Origin of the sequence: Streptococcus mitis SK597, assembly GCF_000148545.1 — a bacterium.
GTDB lineage: Bacteria > Bacillota > Bacilli > Lactobacillales > Streptococcaceae > Streptococcus > Streptococcus mitis_C.
In genome coordinates this window covers 1-24303 of the sequence record NZ_AEDV01000007.1, presented here as the reverse complement: position 1 = coordinate 24303, position 24303 = coordinate 1, and the positions used below count along the sequence as shown (strand labels likewise).

Sequence of the window (24303 nt, the reverse complement as noted above, 5' to 3'; positions counted from 1 at the left end):
CCATTTTTCAAAAAAATAAGCCGCCTGATTGGGCGACTCTATTTTTTATAGGGAGATTATTATGAAAAAGTTTTAGGAGTTTAAGTTAAGGTCTTCTTAACTTATGAACTTAGTATACACTTCCTAGCTTAAAGTTTCCTTAAGTATTTTTAAAAATCAAATTTTTCCATTTCTCCTGCCAATTTTTCTTGGATAGACGTGTTCGATAAAGTTCCATTCGGTCTTCATTTTCTAAGAAATGAGGAGTTGGACGAACTTGAAAATTCAAAATATCCTCCAAAGCGTATGGAGTAAAGAGTTCCAAAACGGATTCTTCATTCAAGCGTAATCCAACAGCCGTACATCGTTCTGGATACTTACTCATAGCATCACGGGAACTGCTATAGGGAGCAGTATGAGGGCTGTGCTGGTGCATATAGACTTGATTTTTCAATTCCCACTGGTACTGAGGAAAGTCCTCTCTCAGCTTTTTCTCTAGGGACAAGGTTTCCTCATAAGAAATATCTGGATCAAAGAAAATTACATCTACATCTGTTTCACAGTCAAAAGGGGATTTGTCTGACAAGAGATTCCAGATAAAATTTCTGACAGAACCCGCTGCCAACCATGAGTCTTTTAAGCCAAAATCTCGGATGATAGTCAAAATAGCCATCATATCCGGATTTTCTCTGAAAGAGTCTAAAATTTCAGCCTTATTTTTCAATATATTCATACCCTAAATGCTCATATGCCTTAGCAGTCGCCACCCGTCCAGACCGCGTCCGCATGATAAAACCTTTTTGAATCAAGTAAGGCTCATACATGTCTTCAACTGTCTCACGCTCTTCTGCTATGTTAACAGAAAGAGTTCCTAGACCAACAGGACCACCACCGTACATCTCAATCATGGTCCGAAGGATTTTCTGGTCCACATAGTCTAGACCTTCATGGTCAACATCCAGCATGGTCAAAGCCTTATCCGTAATAAGATCATCTATAACCCCATTCCCCATTATCTGGGCAAAATCGCGCACGCGCTTGAGCAGACGATTGGCAATACGAGGGGTCCCACGACTACGTAGAGCCAACTCAGATGCTGCCTCATGGGTGATTTCCATCTCAAAAATATCTGCTGTCCGCTCGACAATTTCTGTCAAGTCAGCATGGGCATAATACTCCATGTGACCTGTAATCCCAAAACGTGCCCGTAGTGGATTTGAAAGCATACCAGCCCGAGTCGTCGCACCAATCAAGGTAAAAGGTGGCAACTCCAAATGAACACTGCGACTGCCTTCACCAGCCCCAATCATGATATCAATGTAGAAGTCCTCCATGGCACTATAAAGCACCTCTTCCACAGACATGGGCAAGCGATGAATCTCATCAATAAAAAGGACATCCCCAGGCTCTAAGTCGTTCAAAATCGCTACCAAATCCCCAGCTTTTTCAATGACTGGACCCGAAGTCTGCTTGAGATTGACACCTAGTTCGTTGGCAATAACAAAAGCCATGGTCGTTTTTCCCAAGCCTGGAGGGCCAAATAAAAGGACATGATCCAGCGCTTCATCCCGCATTTTGGCAGCTTCGATAAAGATTTGGAGCTGATCCTTGACCTTATCCTGCCCGATATATTCACGTAAATACTGAGGACGGAGTGTGCGTTCTACTAACTCCTCATCCCCCATTATCTCATTATCTAAAATTCTACTCATGGCTCTATTATATCAAAAAACCAAGCCACAAACAAAAAAGCCACCCGATTGGGTGACTCCCGAGTTTAACACTTATGTGGTATAATATTCTACGGCACTGCTACACCGCCTGCGAAAGGAGGTGAGATAGCCCATGATGGAATTAGTACTCAAAACTATCATCGGACCAATTGTGGTCGGTGTCGTTCTTCGATTAGTCGATAAATGGCTAAACAAGGACAAATAGTGTCAAAAAAGACCTCAAGCTTATTTGGACGTGAGCTTGGGGTCTTTTCTAGCCTATGATATAGAACTAGTACTCAATTCCTTTTTATTATCCCATAGTTCACAAAATTTGTCAAAGGTTTATATCTTCTTTAACCGCTGTACGACAATATGATGACTCACTCCTTGACAACCAAGAGCATTATTACAGTAGTTCTAGTCCTTCAATTAACAGTCACTTAAATTCAAAGTGAGGTAAAACTTTCTGAAGCGACAACAGACCTATTTCTTACTCATATTCGCTAAAAAATCCCCGACAAAATCTCAAAAAGTCCCCGCCAATTCCCCGACCAAAATCCGAAAAATACCGAAAAATATCGAAAAATGATTTTTAGAATAGTCTCCAAAAGCCTGAAATAGAGTCAAAAAACTCCACCTGATTGGGTGACTCCTAAGTTTAGCACATATGTGGTATAATATTATTCGGCACTTCTACACCGCCTGCGAAAGGAGGTGAGATAGCCCATGATGGATACAATACTTAAAACTATCATCGGACCAATTGTGGTCGGTGTCGTTCTTCGTATAGTCGATAAATGGCTAAACAAGGACAAATAGTGTCAAAAAGACCCCAAGCTTATTTGGACGTGAGCTTGGGGTCTTTTCTAGCCTATGATATAGACACAATACTTAATTCCCTTTTATTATCCCATAGTTCACAAAATTTGTCAAAGGTTTATATCTTCATCAATTCAGCTTCTCCAACTTTAGAATCTGTCCAATAAAGTTTATAAGATTTAGAGAAAGCTATCGAAAAATGATTTTTAGAATAGTCCCCAAAAGCCTGAAATAGAGCCAAAAAACTCCACCTGATTGGGTGGAGTTAAGGGAGATTATTATGAAAAAGAAAAGTTTAGGATTTTATTAAATAAAGTTAGGAGGTCTTTATTTAATAACTACATGATACAAAACGAAGCTTAAAACTAGCTTAACTTTTCTCAAATTTTACTATTTTGCAAAAAATTTCTATCACCATCACCTATCCAAGAAAAAAAGCCACCTGATTGGGTGACTTCATTAGGAGATTATGATGAAAAAAAGTTTTAGGATTTCATTAAATAAAGTTAGGAGGTCTTTATTTAATGACCATATAATACTAGACCATCCTTAAACTTTGCTTAAGAAAAAACTAGTTTTGTTATTTTTCTCGATTCATCCAAGTCATTCCTATACAATTATAGGTGGATAAGATTTCAAAGCCCATAGAACGATAGAATCCCAAGGTTCTTTCTGTCTGGTCTGTCACCAGCTGGACTTGATAGGCATCTTTGTAATCCTCTAAAGCCTCTTTCATCAAGGCGCTACCAATCCCTTGACGCTGATAGATTGGTAAAACAATTAAATCCTGAACCAATACTGATGAGAATCCATCTCCAACCAAACGAATCAAGCCCACCACAGCATCGCCATCAAGTGCCACATAAATCGCTAATGAATGAGATAAGGCCTGCTCCAGCATCTCTGGTTGATGGGTATAATTTGTCCAACCGACAGCCTGATAGAGATGCAAAACATCCTCTAGCTTGACAATTTCTTGCTTTTTAATAGTAATCATCTCAACACCTCTTAAAGCTCTCTCAAGCTCTTGTACTGTTGTCCATTTTTATCAAAGTTTTCAGGACGCAACCATATTTCCAAACGAGCTTTGATTTTTGGCCAGTCCTTATCAATCATAGACAACCAATCCGTATCCCTCGTACGCCCCTTATAAATGACTGCCTGACGGAAGGTTCCTTCATAGACAAAGCCCAAACGTTCCGCAGCTCGTCTTGATGGCAGGTTAAGAGCATCGCATTTCCACTCATAGCGACGATAGTTTAGGTCTTCAAAGACATAGCGAGCCAGTAGATACTGAGCTTCTGTTCCTATCCGTGTGCCTCTTAGCTCTGGAGAAAAAGTGACAGCTCCCACTTCTATTACTCGGTTATTCTGATCAATTCGCATGAGGGAAAAAGTTCCCAAAGCCTTACCAGTTGCCTTGTCTACAATCGCATAGTAAAAGCGGTCCTTACGAACCAACATCTGATTTAAAAGGCTAACCAGTTCCTCCATATCTGCCACTGGTTCCTGAAAGAGGTAGGTCCACATCTCCCGAGGAGTATCTGAACCATAAATAGCTAATAAATCCTCCGCATGCTTTTCCACTGAAAGAGCTTCTATTCGAGCATAACGCCCTTCTAAGAAATCAATAGAAGGCAGTGCACCTGGTGTATAACCTTCCATTGACTCACCAATCATCTGACCATATTCATTTACTGGCATAGCTTTCTCCTTGTTTCACTTTTCAAACTTTATAGTTGCCCATAGTATATCATACTTTCATAAGAAGATTCAAAAAATCCTCCAGATTCTACTCTGAAGGATTCCTATTTTATTTCACAACAATATTAACCAATTTATTCGGTACCGCAATCACTTTCACGATTTCCTTACCGTCAATTTCTGCCTTGACTTTTTCGTCAGCCAGAGCAATTTCTTGCAATTCTTCGCGTGATAGGTCTTTGGCTACCATGAATTTAGCACGGACTTTTCCTTTGATTTGGACAACGATTTCGATTTCGTCTTCAACTAATTTGCTTTCATCCCAAGTTGGCCAAGCTACATAAGAGATAGATTCTCCTGTTGCTGCAACTGTTTGCCAGAGTTCTTCTGCCAAGTGAGGTGCAAATGGTGCAATCAACTGAACAAAGCCTTTGGCGTAGTCTACATAAAGTTTGTCTTCCTTGTTGGCAGCATTGACAAAAACCATAAGTTGGGCAATAGCTGTGTTGAATTTCATAGACTCGATTTGCTCTGTGACAGCTTTAACTGTTTCGTTGTAAACCTTGTCGAGAGAGCCATTGTTTTCTGCAAGGATTTCCTTACTCGTAATCAAACGGTAAACACGGTCAAGGAATTTACGGCTTCCTTCCAGACCTTCTTCTGACCAAGCGATTGAAGCATCAAGTGGTCCCATAAACATTTCATAAACACGAAGGGTGTCAGCACCGTATTGTTCCACCACATCATCTGGGTTAACAACGTTCTTGAGCGATTTAGACATCTTGGCTGGTGCTTGCTCCAACTCCTCTCCTGTTTCCATATGGAAGAAAGAACCGTCACGTTTTTCAACCTTGTCAGTCGCCACAAGAGCCCCACGGTGGTCACGGTAGCTTGTTCCCAAAATCATTCCTTGGTTAAAGAGTTTTTGGAATGGTTCCTTAGTCGGAACAACACCGAGATCATAGAGGAATTTGTGCCAGAAACGAGCGTAGAGCAAGTGAAGAACGGCATGCTCTGCTCCACCAACGTAGATATCTACTGGCAACCATTGTTTGAGAAGGTCCTCATCAGCCAATTTTTCAGTATTATGTGGATCGATATAGCGGAGGTAGTACCAGCTTGAACCTGCCCATTGTGGCATAGTGTTGGTTTCACGACGACCCTTGACACCATCTTCACGAGTCACTTCAAGCCAGTCTGTCAAGTTAGCCAATGGGCTTTCCCCAGTACCTGAAGGGCGGATATCCTTGGTTACAGGCAAGACAAGTGGCAATTCACTTTCAGGAACAGCTGTTGAAGTTCCATCTTCCCAATGAATGATAGGAATTGGCTCACCCCAGTAACGTTGACGGCTAAAGAGCCAGTCGCGGAGACGGTAGGTAACCTTCTCTTGTCCACAGCCTTTTTCTTCCAACCAAGCCACAATCTTGGCAATAGCGTCTTCTTTGTTGAGTCCATCTAGGAAGTCTGAATTAACGTGAAGGCCATCTTCTGTGTAGGCAGCTTCTTCAACGTTTCCACCTTCAAGTACTTCTACGATTGGAAGGTCAAATTGTTTGGCAAATTCCCAGTCACGTTGGTCGTGGGCAGGAACAGCCATTACCGCACCTGTACCATAGCTAGCAAGGACGTAGTCTGCAATCCAGATTGGAATTTCCTTGCCATTGACAGGGTTGATGGCATAAGCACCTATCCAGACACCAGTTTTTTCTTTGGCAAGGTCTGTACGAGCCAAGTCAGATTTGAGGCTAGCTTGGTGTTTATAGTCTGCAACTGCTTCTGCTTGCTCTGTGCTTGTGATGGCATCTACTAGTTCATGCTCAGGAGCCAAAACGGTGAAAGTCGCACCGAAAAGAGTATCAGGACGAGTGGTAAAGACTGTGAATTCCTTGTCTGTTCCCTTAACCTTGAAGGTTACATTAGCACCAGTTGATTTCCCAATCCAGTTGCGTTGCATATCCTTGATAGACTCTGGCCAATCTAGTTCATCTAAGTCATTGAGCAAGCGCTCTGCGTAGGCCGTGATTTTGAGCATCCATTGGCGCATTGGTTTGCGGACAACTGGATAGCCTCCACGCTCAGACGTTCCGTCAGGAAGAACCTCTTCGTTGGCGATGGCTGTTCCCAATTCCTCAACCCAGTTTACTGGCACTTCAGCTTCATAGGCCAAGCCTTTTTCATAAAGCTTAGTGAAAATCCATTGCGTCCACTTGTAGTAGTTTGGATCTGTTGTATTGACTTCACGATCCCAGTCGTAAGAAAATCCAAGCGCATTGATTTGGCGTTTGAAGTTGGCAATATTTTCCGCTGTAAATTCCGCTGGGTCATTACCAGTATCCATAGCATATTGCTCTGCAGGCAAACCAAAAGCATCCCAACCCATTGGGTGAAGGACATTGTAGCCTTGCGCACGTTTGTAACGGCTGAGAATATCGGTTGCAGTATAGCCTTCTGGATGTCCTACGTGCAGACCCGCTCCAGACGGATAAGGGAACATATCAAGAGCATAAAACTTCGGTTTTGATGCATCTGTCCCTGTCTTAAATGTATGATGTTCTGCCCAGTAGCCCTGCCACTTAGGCTCAATTTCTTTATGATTGTAAAAACTCATGGTCTCTCTCCAATTTTGTGATGTTACTATTATACCATTTTTGAAGGAATTTGAAATGTGTTAAAAGAAAAAACTGTATACTGTATTTCATTAATTTTGATGGCTCTGAATTGCTCTATCACCCACTTTTTTATCTTATTGTTATGCGGGAAATCAAAGAGCAAAACAAGAAGCTTATCTCTTACAACACAAAATACTAATTTTAGACCGAAGATACGACTGGAATGCTAATTAATGTATTCACAATAAATAGCCGACAACCTGTGTCGCTTTTTAATTTATGAAGAGCGTCGGATTCAATACGAGGATCAATAAAAGACTACCATTTGGAAAACAGTAGTCCTTATTGTTTATTTTGAATTTACATAGGCGTCTACAGCGATGATAGCTTGAGCAACATCTGAAGGCGAAATCTTAAACGGCATCTGATGGATTGTCTCACCCTCCATAGTTGCTTGTTTACCAACTTTTATTAAATCATCATATCCAACTTGATCCAAATGCATTTCTTTTAGAGTTGTTGGCATACCAATTTTTTTGTAAAACTCAATATACTTATCAAGTTCTTCTTTAGGTCTATTTTCCAATAATAGTTGTACTAAAGTTCCATAAGCTACTTTTTCACCATGTGTTAAATGATGAATGTCACCTGTCAATGCAGTAAAACCATTATGAATTGCATGCGCCGCAGCTAATCCTCCACTTTCAAAACCTAGGCCACTCAATAAAGTATTAGCTTCAACAATATTTTCTAATGCTGGTGTCACCACTTTAGCTTCACAAGCTGCCATAGCCTGTAAACCATCTGCAAACAGCCTTTCTTCACATTTCTTCGCAATTGCAACTCCAGCCAACGTTTGTTCTTGTCCCAACATAGTTTTTCCATTTGCCTGCATAACCGCACGCGCCTCAACCCAAGTTGCTAAACCATCTGCAATACCAGACGCTAATAAACGCTTAGGAGCTTGTGAAATAACTTTTGTATCAACCAAAACTAAATCTGGATTTTTAGAATAAAATAGATAATGATCAAATGCACCTTCATCTGTATAAATAACAGATAAAGCAGATACAGGTGCGTCGGTCGATGCAATTGTTGGAGCAATAATAACAGGCTTTTCAATCAAATCTGCAATAGCTTTTGCGCTATCAATCGTCTTTCCCCCACCAAGACCGATAATACTATCACAATTTTCTTTCTCAGCCAAGGCAACAACTCGATTGATTTCATTGTCAGAAGCTTCACCATTAAACTGAGCTAGAACAATATGGAAACCATACCTATGTAGGTAATCTTCAAATCGTTTTCCAACAATATCATAAACCAACTGATCGCATAATAGAATAGGACGATTCCCCAAATCCAATATTGATTTGGCATTTTCGAACAAGGCATTTTCCCCTTGAATATATCTCGAAGGACTAGCAAAAATTCTCATGTTTGTTTCCTTTCTACCTAAATGGAACGACTATGTTGAGTAACAAACCAGTCGTCAGAAAAATCATCAATCGCCTTTTGGATAGATGGCATGGCGAAAGCTGATTCAAAAACATCTGCTCCTGCTGTAACAGCATGCGCACCTGCAGCTAAAGCATTATTTACTTGTGCTACATTTTTAAAGGATGCAGCTAAAATCTTACTAGGAGAGTTCTGTCTATCAATAGCAAGAGCTAATTGACGAATGACAGAATTTGAATCAATGTTCAGATTTTCCATTCTATTATAATATGGAGCTAGGTAATCCGCTCCTGCTTCGATAGCTAATAATCCCTGAATAACTGTATAAATAGCTGTTGCAGTGATATGGTAGCCCTCTTTTTTTAGCACCTTTATTGCACGTAATCCAGCTGGAGTAACAGGTACTTTGATAAATATATCATCTCCTGCTTGTCTCCGAATTTCATGAGCATCCTTTAAGATGCCTTCAAAATCTTGAGAAATCACCTGAACATGAATAGAGGGTGTAGAGCCAATCAATTCTCTTACATCTTTGATTCGTTCAAAAAAATTAATAGAACCCTCTCTTTTGGCAATAGTGGGATTTGAAGTTACCCCAGCTAGCGGTAAAATTTCAGACCACTTTTTAATCTCATCTAAATTTAATGTGTCAAGCATAAATTCCATAAAAAGAACCTCTTTATTTTACAATGTATGCTCAGTACGTCCTATAATATCATCTTGGGTTGCCTTAGAAAGAACATTGAAGAATGCAGAGTATCCTGCAACACGAACAATTAAGTCTCTGTGTTTTTCAGGATGTTTCTGAGCGTCAATCAACGTCTCTCTGGAAACAACATTGTATTGAATATGGTACCCATGTAAACGATTAAAGAATGTTTGTAACAAAGCAATTAGTTTTAATTTATCTTCTTCTTTGGCTAACGTTTGAGGATTCACTTTCTGATTTAAGAGAACCCCACCTACGATTTCATCTGTTGGTAATTTTGAAACCGATTTTAAAACAGATGTAGGGCCGTGTTGATCCATATTATGTGATGGTGAACAACCCTCTGCTAACGGTGTACCCGCGTTGCGTCCATCTGGCGTTGCTAATGTTCCACGTCCCTGTCCTACGTTGGCTGAGATAGAAGATGTTCCTGAATAACGAATCCCTCCAATAGGACCTCTTCCATAACGTGTATTAGGATATTTAGCAATTTCATCAACATAAATGTCATAAGCAGCAGTAACCAATTTGTCAGCATAATCATCATCATTACCGTACTTAGGTGCATCATGAATCAACATTTCTTGAATGACCTTACCTTCTTCTCCGGCATAATCTGTTTCCAGTGCATGCCAAAGCTGACTTGGGCTTATACGTTCTTCCTCAAATACCAATTTTTTAATTGCAGCTAATGAATCCGACAAATTTGCAATTCCAACTTGCAAACCTGATATATAATCATATACTGCTCCACCTTCTTTAAGGTGTTTTCCACGACCAATACAATCATCAGTCAATGCTGAACATAGAATATCAGGAACTTCTCGTTCCAATGATAAATCAATAGAATTTTCAACAATAACACTCATTCGTGTCAAATATCTTAGTGTTTTATCCCAAGCATTTTCTAATTCAGAAAAGTTCTTCATATCCTTAAAATGACCAAAGCTTGGTGCAAACCGTTTACCCGAAGCCGGATCAATTCCATCATTCATCGTGATAAGTAGAACCTTAGGGAAGTTCATATAACTCATACCTGTGCAACGATAGCCCCATTTCCCTGGAACTGCCGTTTCAACACATCCAATGGCACTGTAATCATAAGCATCATCTTCCAATACTCCTTTTGCAATAAAAGAAGGAATAATAATCTCATCATTATTAAATGCAGGCATACCAAAACCAAGTTTCATTACTTCAATACACTCATTCATGAAACGAGCATCTAAACCTGCATGGTAACGTACAGTTAGATTAGGTTGCGGTAGATGGGTTTGTGCAACTGATTTTAATACCAAATAAGATAATGGGTTAACAGCATCCTTCTTATCTCGAGTCTGTCCACCAATTGTAACATTTTGATATAAAGGACTTCCTGCTGAAGAAAATGTATGTGCTTGACTGCGAACCTTATTAATTGTAATTGTCTTAATCCAGAGATTTGTCAGACGTTCAACAATGCTATCTTCTGTTTCTTTACCACTTTCTAAATCAGCCTTCATATATGGATACATATATTGATCAAAACGACCATATGAAAGAGAGTGGCCATTAGATTCAATTTGTAAAATACATTGAATAAACCAAACTGATTGAATAGCTTCTGCAAAAGTAGTTGCCGGTTCATATGGGACTCGAGAACAAATATCTGCAATCTCAAGTAATTCTTTCTTACGTTTAGGATTTGCATTTTCGGCTAAATTTTTAGCAAGAGCAACAAAGCGATTTGCATATACTTTAATAGCATCGATTACGATAAATATAGAGTCGTAAAAATGATATTTATCAATACTTGCTGGATCTGTTAAATCTAGAGCTGCTTTCGCTTTACGAGCTCGCTCTTCAAAACCTCTTAAACCAAATTGCAACAGTTTCTGATAGTTAACTGCTAAGTGAGCATCTCCAGAATTCATCTTACCTTCCATACCGAAGAATCCTGTTTCCATATAAACAGACACTTCTTCAGGTAACAAGGCACCAGCTCTAGCACGTAAATTATTATTTTCCCAAAATGGAGCAATACTTCTAAGTTGTTCTTTTGTTTCTTCAGTAATATAGAAAACATCTCCATCACGCTTTTCAAAAAGATCCAACTCATTGAGAACAAATTCTAGCGTATATTCTGGAAAAATAGGAGCATCTTTATTGGAAGAAGCTTGATTTCCCGCAATCATAGATTCTTCTTCGATATAGATAGTCATATTTTCCAAAATTTCTTTCAGCATATAGGCGCGTTTTAGGACATTAGGTTGTTCCTTATATCGATCATAAGCGCGTGTTGCTAGAACCGCTCTCTCAGCATCAATATAAGGTTTTTTATTTAAAACATCTTCTCGATATTTGTTCATCCTTTCAGTAAGGCTACCAAAATATTCTGTCTTAATTGTCGTTCTTGCTACTTCTTTATTTACCATAATAAACACCTTTCTTTCGAAAATATTTTTGTTTCTTTCGAAAATATAATACCTGGTTTTTTAGAAAATTTCAAGCTTTTAACTAGAAAAACTTTAACTCTCTAATTTTTAGCACAAATGTGTGTGTTTAATGATAATACACAAATGTTTTTTTAGAATTATCATGCTTCATTCTGATAAGCTAAACGATCCTGTACTTTAAAGAATGGGAAATAAACTAATGTAGACATCGCTAATATCACCAGCTGAGTAATAACTCCTTGCCATCCACCAACCATAAATCCTGATATAATAGCTGGGGTGCTCCAAGGTAATGTAACTCCTGAAAATGGCTGCATGAAACCTGTTGCAATAGCTCCATATACTATAACAGCTGCAAGTACAGGAACAAGAATGAAAGGTACAAACATAACTGGATTCATGACAATCGGAAATCCAAATACAACTGGCTCATTTACGTTAAATATTGCTGGAAAAGCTGCTACTTTCCCTAACGCTTGGTACTGTTTAGATTTTGATGCAAAAAGCATCGCAACTACAAGTCCAAACGTAATCCCTGAACCAGATAGAATTAAAAATGAATCTAGAAATTGTTGAGTAACAATATGTGCACCATTTTCTAATGATAGATTCCCAGAGGCTAACATAGCTTTATTAGCATCAAGATTAGATAAAAGCAGAGCTGTCACTACTCCATTTACTACCGATTGTCCATGAACACCAAACCACCACAAAAATGATATAAAGAATGCAATTCCAATTGCACCATACAAAGATCCAGTTAAACCTTGCAATGGAACTTGAATAGCAGAATAAATCATTTCTATGAATGTTCCGCCATTAGTCAATGAGCTAGCTAAAATATATACAATCATAGAAAGTAAGAAAATTACAAATGCTGGAATCATTGCTTCAAACTGTTTGGCAATAGCTTGTGGAACTTGTTCTGGCATCTTAATAACAATTTTTCTCTTTATAAAGAAGGTATAAATACTTCCTACTACCAAACCTATAATGATAGCACCGATAATTCCTTGACCTCCAAACCAAACTTTACTAATAGCATCCCCAATTGCCTCACCTTGTTTAGGGATATAAGATGATCTTAGCAAAATAAAGAATGCAGATACAGATAGAACCCCAGCTGGCAAAGCCTCTACTCCGCTATTCTTAGCATAAGAATAGGCAATTGAAAAACAAGAAATTAGACCCATAATCGCAAAAGTTCCTGAATATACTTGCATAAACGGCTCTGTCCAATTTGCTCCAAATACACTAGCAATGCTCTTGTTTAATCCTTCAAATGGCAATTGTCCCATAATCAAGAATAAACTACCAACTACTGTCAATGGCAAAATTGCTAACATACCATCTTTTAAAGCTATAATGCCACGCATATTCACAAACTTCATCATAGGTGCAATGATTTTTTGAACATCCATCTTTGCCATAATAAATCTCCTTTTCTTACCCACTAATCAAAGATAGGGCCAAATCTAATACTTTTTTCCCATCTAACATACCATAGTCCATCATCGGAATAACAGCTATCGGAACATCACACTTATCACAAATTTCTTTTGATTTATCTAATGTATAAGCAACTTGAGGCCCCAACAGTGCAACATCTAGATTTGGGGCATAATCCGCTAATTTAGACTGAGAAAACGCCTCTATTTCTGCCTCAACTCCACTAGATTGAGCTGCAATTTTCATATTATTTACAAGCATACCAGTAGAAAAGCCTGCTGCACAAAACAAACCAATCTTCACCATTATATTTTCCTCCTCTATGTTAATACTCTAGTATTATTTTTTATGAAGTTCTTTTCTCAAACTAATAATTTCTTTGATTAAATTAATCTCCGTCATACTAGTCATGAGATGATCTTGTGAATGAACAAAGAGAGCTGTTATTTCTGTCTTTGTACCAGACGCTTCCTGTGCCAAGAATTTTGTTTGTAGATTATGGGCTTCTAATAAGGCTGCATCAGCTAACTGGATTTCTTCTTCACATCGTTCACATGTACCGTTTTTTATATAATCTAACGCTTTATAAATATGTTGTTTCGCATCGCCAGCATATAAAATTAAACCCATGATAATTTGATCTGGAACAATAATTTCCATAAATTCCTCCTCATTTCACTATGTAAAAAGCTTTTTTCATTTGAAATTTTAAAATTTTCTTTTGTAACTATAGAATACAACTACATAATAAACTTGTCAATCCAAAAATCAACAAATAAACAATTTTTATTTATATAAGCACAAATGTGCAATTAGCTAAAAAGAAAAAACGATAAACTGATCAGTCTATCATTTTCACTCGCATAAAATATTTCGAAAAGAAAAATCACCATCTTCTTCTAAAACTTTTAAAATTGTATCTTTATCTGTAATCAGATGATTTACTAGATTAGCACGCAAGACAGAAAGAATCGCAGATACTTTCGTATCACCATAAGCAACAGCTAAACTTTGAGGAATATTTTTTAAATCTTCTAAAGAGATTGCTATCGTTCTTTCCTGTAAGTTCTCATAAACTTCTTTACCTTTTGAATCAAAAAATCGACAACAAATTTCTCCTACAGTTTTAACTTTGGTTAATTCTTTAAAGTCATCCTCTGTAAGCATGTCTAACCATTGATGTTTTCCTTTGTTACTAAAATCACCAATCCCAACCACAGCTATATCTAAATCTTTCCAACTATTTTTCAAATCTTCAAAATATCTTGATTGCAAAATACCATCTGCTAACAATTTATTTTCTTGCACAATTGTTGCATTCATAAATGTACACTCTCCATGAAATTTTCTAGACATTTCATAAATTAGTGTATTCACATGGTATTTAGCGTGTATGTGACTAGGACCACCTGCTAGAGGATAGAAGTGAACATTTCGGACACTTTTGCTGTGGATTAAATCTACTAAATTACTTAAACTTTTCCCCCAAGAAAAGCCAATTTTTATATTATCATCAATTAAATTCCTAAGGACACCTGCTGCAACTTGAGAAATTCTTTCAGATAAAATTGTTGGATTATCATCAAATTCATTTGGAATAATTTCTAAACTTTCCAAACCATATTTTTCTTTTACATAATTTTCCAACTTAAACATATTGGTATCAAAATTCTCTATTTCAATTTTAACAATTCCTGCATTCCTTGCTTCTGTTAACATTCTACTAATAGAGGTTCTATAAATTCCTAATTTTGCTGCTATTTGTGACTGATTTAAGTTTTCAATATAATACAGATAAGCAATTTTAGAGAGCAGTTTATTCCTATCTTGATTCATACACTTAACCTCTTACGAAACTACCTTAACCATTATCCCAGCATTTTCTAATGTAGCTATATTTTGTTTAGAAAGTTTTTCGTCTGTTATTACTTCATAGACTTGACTTAAAGCAAATCTTCTTACCGTACCCCTTTTATCAAATTTACTTGAGTCAGTTAGGACAATGACTTTATCCGACGCTGCTGAAATATATTGAACTACCTCACTGCGCATTAAATCTTTTCCTGTAAAGCCCATCTCTTTATCGTAGCCATCTGTCCCAACAAAAGCTTGACGCACATGAAAAGTCTGTATCATTTCTTTTAATAAAGGTCCTACGGTAACCTGTGAATCTTTCTGAAACTCTCCACCAAGAACAATAACACGACATGAATCATAACCTCTTACAAAATTTGCTATAAAAAATGAATTTGTTACAATAGTGACATTTCTTTTCTGCTTGCAAATTTCCTCAGCAAGTAAAGCACAGGTTGAACCAGATTCTATCATTATTGTTTCATTATCTGATACCAATTTTACTGCTTCTTGAACAATTTTTCTCTTAATTTCATAATTAATTGACAAGCGTACATTTAAGTCATCTCCACTATTTAACACAGCATATCCATGCTCTCTGTGTAATAAACCTTTTGACTCTAATTTATCTAAATCTTTTCTAATCGTTACTTTCGATACATTTAATTTTTCCGATAATGTATTAACATCAATCTTTTCATATTCTGATACTAATTTAATAATTTGTTCCAATCTTTTCATTTTACACCTCCGTTTTATTCTACCAAAATAAAAAGCAAAAAACAACAAATTAAACTTTCGTTCGTAATTGTTTTTCTTTCGTTTTTGTGATAGGATAGAATTATAAAGAGGAGGAACTCTTATGGAAATATCTAAAGGAATTATTTTTAATATTCAACACTTTTCAATTCATGACGGTCCGGGTATTCGTACAACTGTTTTTTTAAAAGGATGTCCTCTGCGCTGTCCATGGTGTTCTAATCCTGAATCTCAAAGAATGAAACCTGAAAAAATGAAAGATGCTCAACGAGAAAAATTCACTTTAGTCGGTGAAGAAAAAACTGTAGAAGAAATTATTACAGAGGTATTAAAAGATAAAGAATTTTACGAAGAATCCGGTGGAGGTTTAACTTTATCAGGGGGTGAAATATTTGCTCAGTTTGAATTTGCTAAAGCCATCTTAAAGTCAGCTAAAGAACATCACATACACACTGCCATTGAAACTACTGCCTTTGTTGATCATGAAAAATTTGTTGATTTAATCCAATATGTGGATTTTATCTACACAGACCTAAAACATTATAATTCTATAAAACATAAAAAAGTGACTGGGGTTTTTAATCAAATGATTATTAAAAACATTCATTATGCTTTTTCTCAACATAAAACTATCGTTTTAAGAATCCCGGTTATTCCTGATTTTAACAATAGTTTAGAGGATGCAGAAGAATTCGCTACTCTATTTAACTCATTAAATATCGACCAAGTTCAACTACTCCCTTTTCATCAATTTGGTGAAAACAAATATCGTTTATTAAATCGGAAATATGAAATGGATGGAGTCAACGCACTTCATCCCGAAGATCTTATTGATTATCAAAAGGTATTTCTGAACCATCATATTAATTGTTATTTCTAGTTTATCTCCCTGAAATGCTCTAGCTATTTGCAGATAACAAGCATCTATAATACATACTTAACTTTTCAAAAGGTTTAGCTAAAAAATTTTAGCCAAACCTTTTCTATTTTACCTTGCTCTAGAATTTTTAAACTGCTATACTTATAACAGAAAACCCTTCCAAGGAGGTAGCGGATGTCTCATTCCTTTAAAAAATCTCTCCAAAAAGAAATTCTCCATAGAAGCTCTATCGCAGCCTTTGTGACCTCACTTTTACTACTCATTTTACTTTTTGGTTTTTCCTATTTTTTACAAAAGCAGCAACTCTCTAAAGACACGAGACAGATTGTCAAACAAGTTCAAGAGATGAAAGAAGCAAATAGTGAGCTCCTGACTACCATGAACCATAAAATGATTCCAGGATTTTTGGATGGCAAACACACAGAGAGAGAAGTCTTTAGCTTATTTTACGAGACAAAAGCTAAATTAAAACTTAGTTCTGACCTCATTATCCTAAGCGATACAGGTGAATTACTATTCAGTACCAATCGAAATCACCAAGAAAGTATTTTATCCCCCTACTATCTAAAACTGCTCATTCAAAATCCTTCTCAAGAAAAAGTTACAGAAAAAATTGCACTCTCTTCAGATAAGCAACATTACACACTCTTTATCAAACCACTACTTCAAAACCAACGAGTTAAGGCCTATACTATTGCTTTCGTAAATGAGAATGATTTCATTTCAAGTTTCCCAATGATCAATTCCAAATACATCATTACCGATAGCTTTGGAAATATGTTTTCCAACAATACAAATCAGTTTACTCGTTCCACTCTTGAAAAATTGGATGAAAAACTCCTACACTCTCGCACCCACTGGTATGCGAATGAACCGCTTATTGTTCAAAAAGAAAAAGTCGGTGCTATTTTTTCAATCTATACTTTTCAATCCTTCTTTCCCATTCCTAGCTTACTCGGTCTAGCCTCCGTCCTCACCTTATGTATATTCTTCCTCTACTTCTGGCAAGCGAGACGAATTGCTCATAAGATTGCTACACACAATGCTGTTCCTATTGAAAGTTTGGTTTATCAACTTCAAGAAATTCCTAAACAAGCAGAAAAAAGGCTTTCTCTACAAACAGGTGATGAGTTTGAGTTTATGGCAGAAAAAATCAACAATATGTTGTACGAATTAGATCAACTTCATCAAAAAATGTTGACCATAGAAAAAGAAAAGTGGATTTTTGAAAGAAAAATGCTGGAAGCTCAGTTCAATCCTCATTTTCTCTACAATACACTTGAGACGATTAAAATCACTTCTTTAATGGATGCTGCTCTCACACAAGACCTGATTCAAAACCTCACGCGCATTCTTCGCTACAGTATCACGGATTTAGAAAAAGAAACAACCATTTGTCAAGATTTAAAGATTATAGAGGATTACCTTATTATTCATAAGATTCGTTTCGAGCACTTTTCCTATGATATTGTCTGCCCAGAAACTGTTGATAATCAGCCTATTCCTAAACTTTTCTTGCTTCCTCTAGTAGAAAATGCTATAAAATATGGGATGCAATACCGTATTGATCTTCATATAGATATCCAAATTACCTTGGAAGAAGATTCTCTGACTTTTTTGGTCAAGGATAATGCCGGAGGGCTCACAAAACAAGAGCGACTCGCTATTTTAGACTCTTTAGAAAGCCCTCATACCCAGCATGGCATCGTGAACAGCTACAAACGATTGAGCAATTTCTTTTCTGATGTCCAGCTAGATTTAGGAGTCAATCGCCAAGGAGAAACTTGGGTCAAATTTATAACGAAAGGACTAACTCATGTTTAAGCTCATTATCGTAGAAGACGAACACCTCATCCGAAAATGGCTAGAGATTGCCGTAGACTACTCTGCCTTGGGTATCCAAGTCGTAGGAACTGCCAGTCACGGTCAAGAGGGAATGAGACTCATCCAAGAAAAAGAACCTCATATTGTCTTAACAGACATCACAATGCCAATTATGGATGCTTTTATGATGTTCGAAGCCACTCGTACTCTCTCCTATGAAAAAGTTATCTTATCAGGTTATAACGATTTTCAAAATGCCAAAAAAGCCATGCAATACGGAGCAGTTGATTTCTTATCCAAGCCAATTGATACCAAGGAATTGACAGAATGTCTTCAAAACATTGTTTTGCGATTACAAGGTAGCACCTATCAAGAAACTCCTTTTTTAGAAGAATATCAAACTTTACTCACCTCTATCCAACAGGTTGATACACAAAACCAAATCATTCAGCAAATTATTTCCTTTGTCCACAAGCATTATGCAGAGCATTTTACGATTGCGACTATTGCTGAAGCTTTAAACTATAGCGAAAGCTATCTATATAAGGTTATCAAAGAAGACTTCCCCATGACGCTAAATGAATATATCTTACGCTACCGCCTCAAGCAAGCTATAGATAAAATGGCTGAGTCCCCTAATTCTCCCTTAAGCGATATCTCTGAACAAGTTGGATTTTCAGACTATAAATATTTTGCTAAAGTTTTTAAAAAATATCTCCATATTTCTCCAAAAGAATTAAAACTTATGGATAAAAATCATTGATGTAAAAGGATTGCTCAACTCTACTGTAGCAATCTTTTTATTTTATACTTCCCATCGAAATCTCAGCTACAGTTTACCCATCCTTGCTCGAGACACCCATTTCCTATTCCCCGTTTTAGATTTCTTTAAGGTTTTTATTATATCCTGTAGGACTCTACAATTTAAAGACATTAACAATCTAGGTAGAGAAAATGTTCGTAAAAAAGGAGATACTTATGAAAAAAATACTATTCTTTCTCTCTTGTGGCTGGATATTCCTTTCTTTATCAGGATGTTCTTCACCTATAGAAGCAGAAACTAGCACTGAAAAAGATTCAGATAACACTTTGGTTGTCTACTCGCCTAACCCTGAAGATCTTATCGAAGAAACAATCCCAGCCTTCGAAGAAAAATATGGTATTAAGGTTGACTTAGTACAAGCCAGCACTGGTGAATTGTTCAAAAAAGCTGAGGCCGAAAAAGAATCCCCTGTAGCTGATGTCATTTTCGGAGGCTCCTACGCCCTCTTCTCTTCTAACGAAAATCTTTTTGAACCTTATATTTCTCAAGAGAACGACCAGATAATCCCTGAATATCAAAATAAAACAGGATTCTATACGCCTTATACACTTGATGTCAGTGTCATCATTGCCAATTCATCCCTTACAAAAGATATAAAAATTGAAGGCTACAATGATCTACTCAATCCTAAATTAAAAGGAAAAATTGCTACTGCTGATCCAAGTAACGCATCTAGCGCCTTTGCTCAATTAACAAACATGCTTGTCGATCAAGGTGGATACGAAAATGAACAAGCTTGGACCTATGTGAAAAATCTATTTACCCTGGTAGATGGAAAGATTGCATCTAGTTCTTCAAATGTTTACAAAGCTGTCGCCGATGGAGAAATGGCTGTAGGACTCACCTATGAAGATCCTGCCTTAAAACTTTTAAACGACGGAGTTGATGTAAAAGTCATTTATCCAAAAGAAGGAACCGTCTTTTTACCTGGTAACGCAGCTATCGTCAAAAACGCCAAACACATGGACAATGCTAAGAAATTTATCGATTTCCTCCTTTCTCAAGAAATCCAAGATAAGCTAAGAACTGAAACTACAATCAGACCTATTCGTAAAAATGCTAAAACCAATAAAAATATGAAAGCTATGACAGAAATCAATATTGCCACTGAAGATTCCGATTATGTCATTAAAAATAAATTTACTATTCTTAAAAAGTACAATGATATTTTTACAGATATCCAATCTAAAAAATAAAATTTGACTTTCCAATGATTAACTGTCAAACCCTACTATAAAATCAAAAAGATTACTTCCGTGTTTGTAGAGAATTTTACTCTAATAGAATAGAATTATCGGTTTTAAAAACGCTTACATTATTTTAAAATAAACTTAAATAACACAACGGAGGTATCCATCATGAAAAAGAAATGGATGTATTATGCTGCTTGCGGACTAGCTCTTTTTGGTCTTGCTGCTTGTTCTTCTAATGAATCTGCCGATGGCGATTCATCTGATAAAGGAGACGGCGGTTCGCTAGTCGTTTATTCACCAAACTCAGAGGGCTTAATCGGAGCAACTATTCCTGCCTTTGAAGAAAAATATGGTATCAAAGTAGAACTGATTCAAGCTGGTACTGGAGAACTTTTCAAAAAACTAGAGTCAGAAAAAGAAGCTCCTGTAGCCGATGTCATCTTTGGTGGTTCTTATACACAATATGCTACCCACGGAGAACTCTTTGAAAACTATACTTCAAAAGAAAATGATAATGTTATCAAAGAATATCAAAACACAACTGGCTACTCTACACCTTATACACTAGATGGTAGTGTTTTAATCGTCAATCCTGATTTAACAAAAGGCATGAATATCGAAGGATATAGCGACCTTCTCAAACCTGAATTAAAAGGGAAAATTGCAACTGCCGACCCAGCCAATTCTTCTAGCGCTTTTGCTCAATTAACTAATATGCTACAAGCACAAGGTGGCTACAAAGATGATAAAGCTTGGGGCTATGTAAAAGATCTCTTCACACTTATTGATGGTAAAATCGGTTCAAGCTCATCTGGTGTCTATAAAGCAGTCGCTGACGGAGAAATGGCTGTTGGTCTCTCTTATGAAGATCCAGCAGTTAAACTCTTAAATGACGGAGCTAATATCAAGGTAGTCTATCCAAAAGAAGGAACCGTCTTCCTACCTGCTAGTGCTGCTATCGTTAAAAAAGCGAAAAATATGGAAAATGCCAAGAAATTTATCGATTTTATTATCTCTCAAGAAGTACAAGATACACTTGGCACAACCACTACTAACCGTCCTGTTCGTAAAAATGCTAAAACAAGCGAAAATATGAAACCAATTGACAAAATCAAAACACTCACTGAAGATTATGATTATGTCATTAAGAATAAATCAGATATCGTTAAGAAATACAACGAAGTCTTTACAGATATCCAATCTAAACAGTAAAAGAGGTTCACTATGAGTGAGATCAAAATTATTAACGCCAAAAAAATCTACCACGATGTCCCTGTTATTGAGAATTTGAACATTACAATTCCAAAAGGAAGTCTCTTTACCCTTCTTGGACCTTCAGGATGTGGGAAAACGACCCTTCTTCGTATGATTGCAGGTTTCAACAGTATCGAAGGTGGAGAATTTTACTTCGATGATACAAAAATCAATAATATGGAACCCAGCAAACGCAATATCGGGATGGTTTTCCAAAACTACGCTATTTTCCCACATTTGACTGTTCGAGATAATGTTGCTTTTGGTCTCAAGCAAAAGAAAGTTCCAAAAGAAGAATTGATTCAACAGACCAACAAGTATCTTGAACTCATGCAAATTGCTCAATATGCGGATCGGAAGCCCGATAAACTCAGTGGTGGACAACAACAACGTGTCGCCTTGGCACGTGCCTTAGCTGTTAATCCAAGTGTTCTCCTCATGGACGAGCCGCTCAGTAACCTAGATGCCAAACTTCGCTTGGATATGCGTCAAGCCATTCGAGAAATCCAACACGAAGTGGGAATTACAACTGTTTATGTGACCCACGACCAAGAAGAAGCTATGGCTATTTCAGATCAAATTGCTGTTATGAAAGACGGAGTCATCCAACAAATCGGTCGGCCAAAAGAACTCTATCATAAACCAGCTAATGAGTTTGTAGCAACCTTTATCGGACGCACAAATATTATCCCTGCTAATCTCGAAAAACGGAGCGACGGCGCTTATATCGTCTTTTCAGATGGCTATGCCCTTCGAATGCCAGCTCTTGATCAGGCTGAGGCACAAGCTATTCATGTAAGTATTCGTCCTGAAGAGTTTATCAAAGATGAATCTGGAGATATTGAAGGAACTATTAGCGATAGCGTCTATCTTGGACTAAATACGGAGTATTTCATCGAAACAGGATTTGCCTCAAAAATTCAAGTTAGCGAAGAGTCAACTTTTGAAGAAGATCTACAAAAAGGCGATCGTATTCGTCTACGAATCAATACTCAAAAATTAAACGTCTTTTCTGCAGATGGTTCACAAAACCTGATAAAAGGAGTCAACCATGGAACGTAAAAAACTAAATATTTGGACAGCCTCCTCTTTCTTCATCTTTCTTACTTATCTTGTCTTTCTCGTTTATCCTATCGTTACCGTGCTCAAGCAAGCACTCATACATGAAGGACAATTCTCACTAGCTAATTTTGTCACTTTCTTTAGTAAAGCCTACTACTCTGAGACACTCGTCAACAGTTTCAAGGTTTCCATTACCGCTACTGTCACTTCCTTAGTCGTAGGAACCCTATTAGCTTATCTCTTCTCTATGTATGACTTCAAGGGAAAGAAATTTCTACAAATATTGATTATCATTGCTTCTATGTCAGCTCCTTTCGTGGGAGCCTACTCCTGGATTCTCTTGCTGGGACGAAATGGGGTCATCACTAAATTCCTGACAAATGCCCTTCATCTTCCAGCTATTGATATTTATGGATTCAAAGGAATTGTACTTGTCTTTACACTACAACTATTCCCACTGGTATTTCTATACGTTGCTGGGACAATGAAAAGTATTGACAATTCTCTACTTGAAGCTGCTGAAAGCATGGGGTCCTTCGGATTTAAGCGTATCGTAACGGTTGTTTTACCTCTCCTAGTTCCAACCTTACTAGCAGCTGCCCTACTTGTATTTATGAGAGCATTCTCAGACTTTGGAACGCCTATGTTGATTGGTGAAGGATACCGGACTTTCCCTGTCCTGATTTATACCCAATTTATTAGCGAGGTTGGAGGAAATTCTGCTTTTGCATCTGCTTTAGCAATTATGGCGATTATCATTGCCTTGGCGATTTTCCTTATCCAAAAATACATCTCAAACCGCTACAGTTTCAGTATGAATTCGCTCCATCCAATTGAGCCTAAAAAAACCACAAAAGGAAAAATGGCTGCCATTTATGCAACAGTCTACGGAATTATCTTGTTCTCTGTTCTACCTCAAGTCTACTTGATTTATACTTCTTTCCTAAAAACATCAGGTATGGTATTTGTCAAAGGTTATTCTCTAAACAGTTACAAGGTAGCTTTCAATCGTATGGGCTCTGCTATTTTCAATACCATTCGTATCCCTTTGATTGCCTTAGTTCTAGTTGTCCTATTCGCAACATTTATCTCCTACCTAGCCGTTAGAAAACGGAATTTGTTTACAAACTTAATTGACAGCCTCAGTATGGTCCCTTATATTGTACCAGGAACCGTTCTAGGGATTGCCTTCATTTCTTCCTTCAATACTGGCCTATTTGGAAGTGGATTTCTTATGATTACAGGAACTGCTTTCATCTTGATTATGTCCCTATCTGTCAGAAGATTGCCTTATACTATTCGCTCATCTGTTGCTAGCTTACAACAAATAGCCCCAAGTATTGAAGAAGCCGCGGAAAGCTTAGGAAGTAGCCGTCTCAATACCTTTGCCAAGATTACAACTCCAATGATGCTATCTGGTATTATTTCTGGAGCCATCCTATCTTGGGTCACAATGATTTCAGAACTCTCTACTTCTATCCTCCTCTACAATGTCAAAACAAGAACAATGACTGTAGCTATTTATACAGAGGTTCTCAGAGGAAATTACGGTGTAGCCGCAGCCTTGTCAACTATCCTGACTGTTCTAACAGTAGCTTCCTTGCTCTTGTTCATGAAAATCTCTAAAAGCAACAGCATTACACTTTAGTTTTCCCCATCAAAAACAGCCGAAAGGATTACCCTCGGCTGTTTTTTCTTATCTTGATATTCCTATCAAATCCCTAGTTCAGAGCAAGCAAGTCTAGACTGATTATACTCAATGAAAATCAAAGAA

22 protein-coding genes are annotated in these 24303 nt (G+C 37.3%); 9 read left to right on the top strand and 13 right to left on the bottom strand.

Features of this window, described 5'->3' with window-relative positions; all coding sequences use genetic code 11:
• Positions 1-139 precede the first annotated feature (139 nt).
• Positions 140-712, bottom strand: coding sequence for a nucleotidyltransferase family protein (locus SMSK597_RS04145; RefSeq protein WP_001023492.1), 573 nt, complete (start codon positions 710-712; stop codon positions 140-142).
• Positions 693-1691, bottom strand: a complete 999-nt coding sequence (ruvB, locus tag SMSK597_RS04140) for a Holliday junction branch migration DNA helicase RuvB (protein ID WP_025169652.1) — start codon at positions 1689-1691, stop codon at positions 693-695. The genes SMSK597_RS04145 and ruvB overlap by 20 nt, the downstream gene beginning before the upstream one ends.
• A gap of 133 nt (positions 1692-1824) precedes the next feature.
• Between ruvB and SMSK597_RS0101950 the strand changes: the two genes are divergently transcribed.
• Together SMSK597_RS0101950 and SMSK597_RS0101945 are read left to right on the top strand one after the other, a co-directional pair.
• Complete coding sequence (locus SMSK597_RS0101950) at positions 1825-1917, top strand: type I toxin-antitoxin system Fst family toxin (RefSeq protein WP_000970382.1); 93 nt, start codon at positions 1825-1827, stop codon at positions 1915-1917.
• Positions 1918-2420: 503 nt separating this feature from the next.
• The gene (locus SMSK597_RS0101945) at positions 2421-2513 is read left to right on the top strand and encodes a type I toxin-antitoxin system Fst family toxin (RefSeq protein ID WP_000969508.1); all 93 of its coding nucleotides are present in this window, start codon (positions 2421-2423) and stop codon (positions 2511-2513) included.
• Positions 2514-3093: 580 nt separating this feature from the next.
• Here SMSK597_RS0101945 and SMSK597_RS04135 read toward each other — a convergent pair.
• The 11 genes from SMSK597_RS04135 to SMSK597_RS04085 all read right to left on the bottom strand — a co-directional run bounded on the left by SMSK597_RS04135 (position 3094) and on the right by SMSK597_RS04085 (position 15475).
• The gene (locus tag SMSK597_RS04135; RefSeq protein ID WP_000628386.1) at positions 3094-3510 is read right to left on the bottom strand and encodes a GNAT family N-acetyltransferase; all 417 of its coding nucleotides are present in this window, start codon (positions 3508-3510) and stop codon (positions 3094-3096) included.
• A gap of 11 nt (positions 3511-3521) precedes the next feature.
• Entirely contained in the window at positions 3522-4217 is a 696-nt protein-coding gene (locus SMSK597_RS04130; RefSeq protein ID WP_001144900.1) for a GNAT family N-acetyltransferase, read from the bottom strand.
• Between the two features lie 109 nt (positions 4218-4326).
• Positions 4327-6828 carry a leucine--tRNA ligase gene (gene leuS, locus SMSK597_RS04125; RefSeq protein ID WP_000011741.1) on the bottom strand — a complete coding sequence of 834 codons (2502 nt, stop codon included), beginning with the start codon at positions 6826-6828 and terminating at the stop codon, positions 4327-4329.
• Between the two features lie 350 nt (positions 6829-7178).
• Positions 7179-8267: a glycerol dehydrogenase gene (locus SMSK597_RS04120; protein WP_001217823.1), complete on the bottom strand. Its 1089-nt coding sequence runs from the start codon at positions 8265-8267 to the stop codon at positions 7179-7181.
• Between the two features lie 17 nt (positions 8268-8284).
• Complete coding sequence (locus SMSK597_RS04115) at positions 8285-8953, bottom strand: fructose-6-phosphate aldolase (RefSeq protein WP_000395424.1); 669 nt, start codon at positions 8951-8953, stop codon at positions 8285-8287.
• Between the two features lie 18 nt (positions 8954-8971).
• Positions 8972-11410: a glycyl radical protein gene (locus SMSK597_RS04110; RefSeq protein WP_000247405.1), complete on the bottom strand. Its 2439-nt coding sequence runs from the start codon at positions 11408-11410 to the stop codon at positions 8972-8974.
• Positions 11411-11571: 161 nt separating this feature from the next.
• Complete coding sequence (locus tag SMSK597_RS04105) at positions 11572-12861, bottom strand: PTS sugar transporter subunit IIC (RefSeq protein ID WP_001096819.1); 1290 nt, start codon at positions 12859-12861, stop codon at positions 11572-11574.
• Positions 12862-12877: 16 nt separating this feature from the next.
• Positions 12878-13186, bottom strand: coding sequence for a PTS sugar transporter subunit IIB (locus SMSK597_RS04100; protein ID WP_000238723.1), 309 nt, complete (start codon positions 13184-13186; stop codon positions 12878-12880).
• Positions 13187-13219: 33 nt separating this feature from the next.
• Complete coding sequence (locus SMSK597_RS04095; RefSeq protein WP_000402908.1) at positions 13220-13540, bottom strand: PTS lactose/cellobiose transporter subunit IIA; 321 nt, start codon at positions 13538-13540, stop codon at positions 13220-13222.
• A 195-nt stretch (positions 13541-13735) separates the two neighbouring features.
• Positions 13736-14716, bottom strand: coding sequence for a sugar-binding transcriptional regulator (locus SMSK597_RS04090; RefSeq protein ID WP_001070835.1), 981 nt, complete (start codon positions 14714-14716; stop codon positions 13736-13738).
• Between the two features lie 12 nt (positions 14717-14728).
• Positions 14729-15475, bottom strand: coding sequence for a DeoR/GlpR family DNA-binding transcription regulator (locus tag SMSK597_RS04085; RefSeq protein WP_000824973.1), 747 nt, complete (start codon positions 15473-15475; stop codon positions 14729-14731).
• A 121-nt stretch (positions 15476-15596) separates the two neighbouring features.
• Here SMSK597_RS04085 and SMSK597_RS04080 point away from each other — a divergent pair, with 121 nt between their 5' ends.
• The 7 genes from SMSK597_RS04080 to SMSK597_RS04050 all read left to right on the top strand — a co-directional run bounded on the left by SMSK597_RS04080 (position 15597) and on the right by SMSK597_RS04050 (position 24177).
• Positions 15597-16373: a glycyl-radical enzyme activating protein gene (locus tag SMSK597_RS04080; RefSeq protein ID WP_000406173.1), complete on the top strand. Its 777-nt coding sequence runs from the start codon at positions 15597-15599 to the stop codon at positions 16371-16373.
• Between the two features lie 174 nt (positions 16374-16547).
• Entirely contained in the window at positions 16548-18197 is a 1650-nt protein-coding gene (locus SMSK597_RS04075) for a sensor histidine kinase (protein WP_000019716.1), read from the top strand.
• Positions 18190-18960, top strand: a complete 771-nt coding sequence (locus SMSK597_RS12600) for a response regulator transcription factor (protein WP_000475413.1) — start codon at positions 18190-18192, stop codon at positions 18958-18960. The genes SMSK597_RS04075 and SMSK597_RS12600 overlap by 8 nt, the downstream gene beginning before the upstream one ends.
• A gap of 215 nt (positions 18961-19175) precedes the next feature.
• Positions 19176-20216: an ABC transporter substrate-binding protein gene (locus SMSK597_RS04065; protein WP_000721792.1), complete on the top strand. Its 1041-nt coding sequence runs from the start codon at positions 19176-19178 to the stop codon at positions 20214-20216.
• A 162-nt stretch (positions 20217-20378) separates the two neighbouring features.
• Entirely contained in the window at positions 20379-21425 is a 1047-nt protein-coding gene (locus tag SMSK597_RS04060; protein WP_000731164.1) for an ABC transporter substrate-binding protein, read from the top strand.
• A gap of 12 nt (positions 21426-21437) precedes the next feature.
• On the top strand, positions 21438-22529 hold the full coding sequence (locus SMSK597_RS04055; protein ID WP_001289692.1) for an ABC transporter ATP-binding protein: 1092 nt from the start codon (positions 21438-21440) through the stop codon (positions 22527-22529).
• Positions 22519-24177 (top strand): ABC transporter permease, encoded by a 1659-nt coding sequence (locus SMSK597_RS04050; protein ID WP_000440012.1) that lies wholly within the window; start codon positions 22519-22521, stop codon positions 24175-24177. The genes SMSK597_RS04055 and SMSK597_RS04050 overlap by 11 nt, the downstream gene beginning before the upstream one ends.
• Positions 24178-24303: the final 126 nt, after the last annotated feature.

Bases quoted from the DNA above. Each gene is read 5' to 3' on its own strand.
- SMSK597_RS04110 (WP_000247405.1), bottom strand. From the start codon at position 11,410: ATGGTAAATAAAGAAGTAGCAAGAACGACAATTAAGACAGAATATTTT.
- SMSK597_RS04085 (WP_000824973.1), bottom strand. From the start codon at position 15,475: ATGAAAAGATTGGAACAAATTATTAAATTAGTATCAGAATATGAAAAG.
- SMSK597_RS04135 (WP_000628386.1), bottom strand. From the start codon at position 3,510: ATGATTACTATTAAAAAGCAAGAAATTGTCAAGCTAGAGGATGTTTTG.
- SMSK597_RS12600 (WP_000475413.1), top strand. From the start codon at position 18,190: ATGTTTAAGCTCATTATCGTAGAAGACGAACACCTCATCCGAAAATGG.
- ruvB (WP_025169652.1), bottom strand. From the start codon at position 1,691: ATGAGTAGAATTTTAGATAATGAGATAATGGGGGATGAGGAGTTAGTA.
- SMSK597_RS04090 (WP_001070835.1), bottom strand. From the start codon at position 14,716: ATGAATCAAGATAGGAATAAACTGCTCTCTAAAATTGCTTATCTGTAT.
- SMSK597_RS04145 (WP_001023492.1), bottom strand. From the start codon at position 712: ATGAATATATTGAAAAATAAGGCTGAAATTTTAGACTCTTTCAGAGAA.
- SMSK597_RS04080 (WP_000406173.1), top strand. From the start codon at position 15,597: ATGGAAATATCTAAAGGAATTATTTTTAATATTCAACACTTTTCAATT.
- leuS (WP_000011741.1), bottom strand. From the start codon at position 6,828: ATGAGTTTTTACAATCATAAAGAAATTGAGCCTAAGTGGCAGGGCTAC.
- SMSK597_RS0101945 (WP_000969508.1), top strand. From the start codon at position 2,421: ATGATGGATACAATACTTAAAACTATCATCGGACCAATTGTGGTCGGT.
- SMSK597_RS04055 (WP_001289692.1), top strand. From the start codon at position 21,438: ATGAGTGAGATCAAAATTATTAACGCCAAAAAAATCTACCACGATGTC.
- SMSK597_RS04100 (WP_000238723.1), bottom strand. From the start codon at position 13,186: ATGGTGAAGATTGGTTTGTTTTGTGCAGCAGGCTTTTCTACTGGTATG.
- SMSK597_RS04065 (WP_000721792.1), top strand. From the start codon at position 19,176: ATGAAAAAAATACTATTCTTTCTCTCTTGTGGCTGGATATTCCTTTCT.
- SMSK597_RS04130 (WP_001144900.1), bottom strand. From the start codon at position 4,217: ATGCCAGTAAATGAATATGGTCAGATGATTGGTGAGTCAATGGAAGGT.
- SMSK597_RS04095 (WP_000402908.1), bottom strand. From the start codon at position 13,540: ATGGAAATTATTGTTCCAGATCAAATTATCATGGGTTTAATTTTATAT.
- SMSK597_RS0101950 (WP_000970382.1), top strand. From the start codon at position 1,825: ATGATGGAATTAGTACTCAAAACTATCATCGGACCAATTGTGGTCGGT.
- SMSK597_RS04105 (WP_001096819.1), bottom strand. From the start codon at position 12,861: ATGGCAAAGATGGATGTTCAAAAAATCATTGCACCTATGATGAAGTTT.
- SMSK597_RS04075 (WP_000019716.1), top strand. From the start codon at position 16,548: ATGTCTCATTCCTTTAAAAAATCTCTCCAAAAAGAAATTCTCCATAGA.
- SMSK597_RS04115 (WP_000395424.1), bottom strand. From the start codon at position 8,953: ATGGAATTTATGCTTGACACATTAAATTTAGATGAGATTAAAAAGTGG.
- SMSK597_RS04120 (WP_001217823.1), bottom strand. From the start codon at position 8,267: ATGAGAATTTTTGCTAGTCCTTCGAGATATATTCAAGGGGAAAATGCC.
- SMSK597_RS04060 (WP_000731164.1), top strand. From the start codon at position 20,379: ATGAAAAAGAAATGGATGTATTATGCTGCTTGCGGACTAGCTCTTTTT.
- SMSK597_RS04050 (WP_000440012.1), top strand. From the start codon at position 22,519: ATGGAACGTAAAAAACTAAATATTTGGACAGCCTCCTCTTTCTTCATC.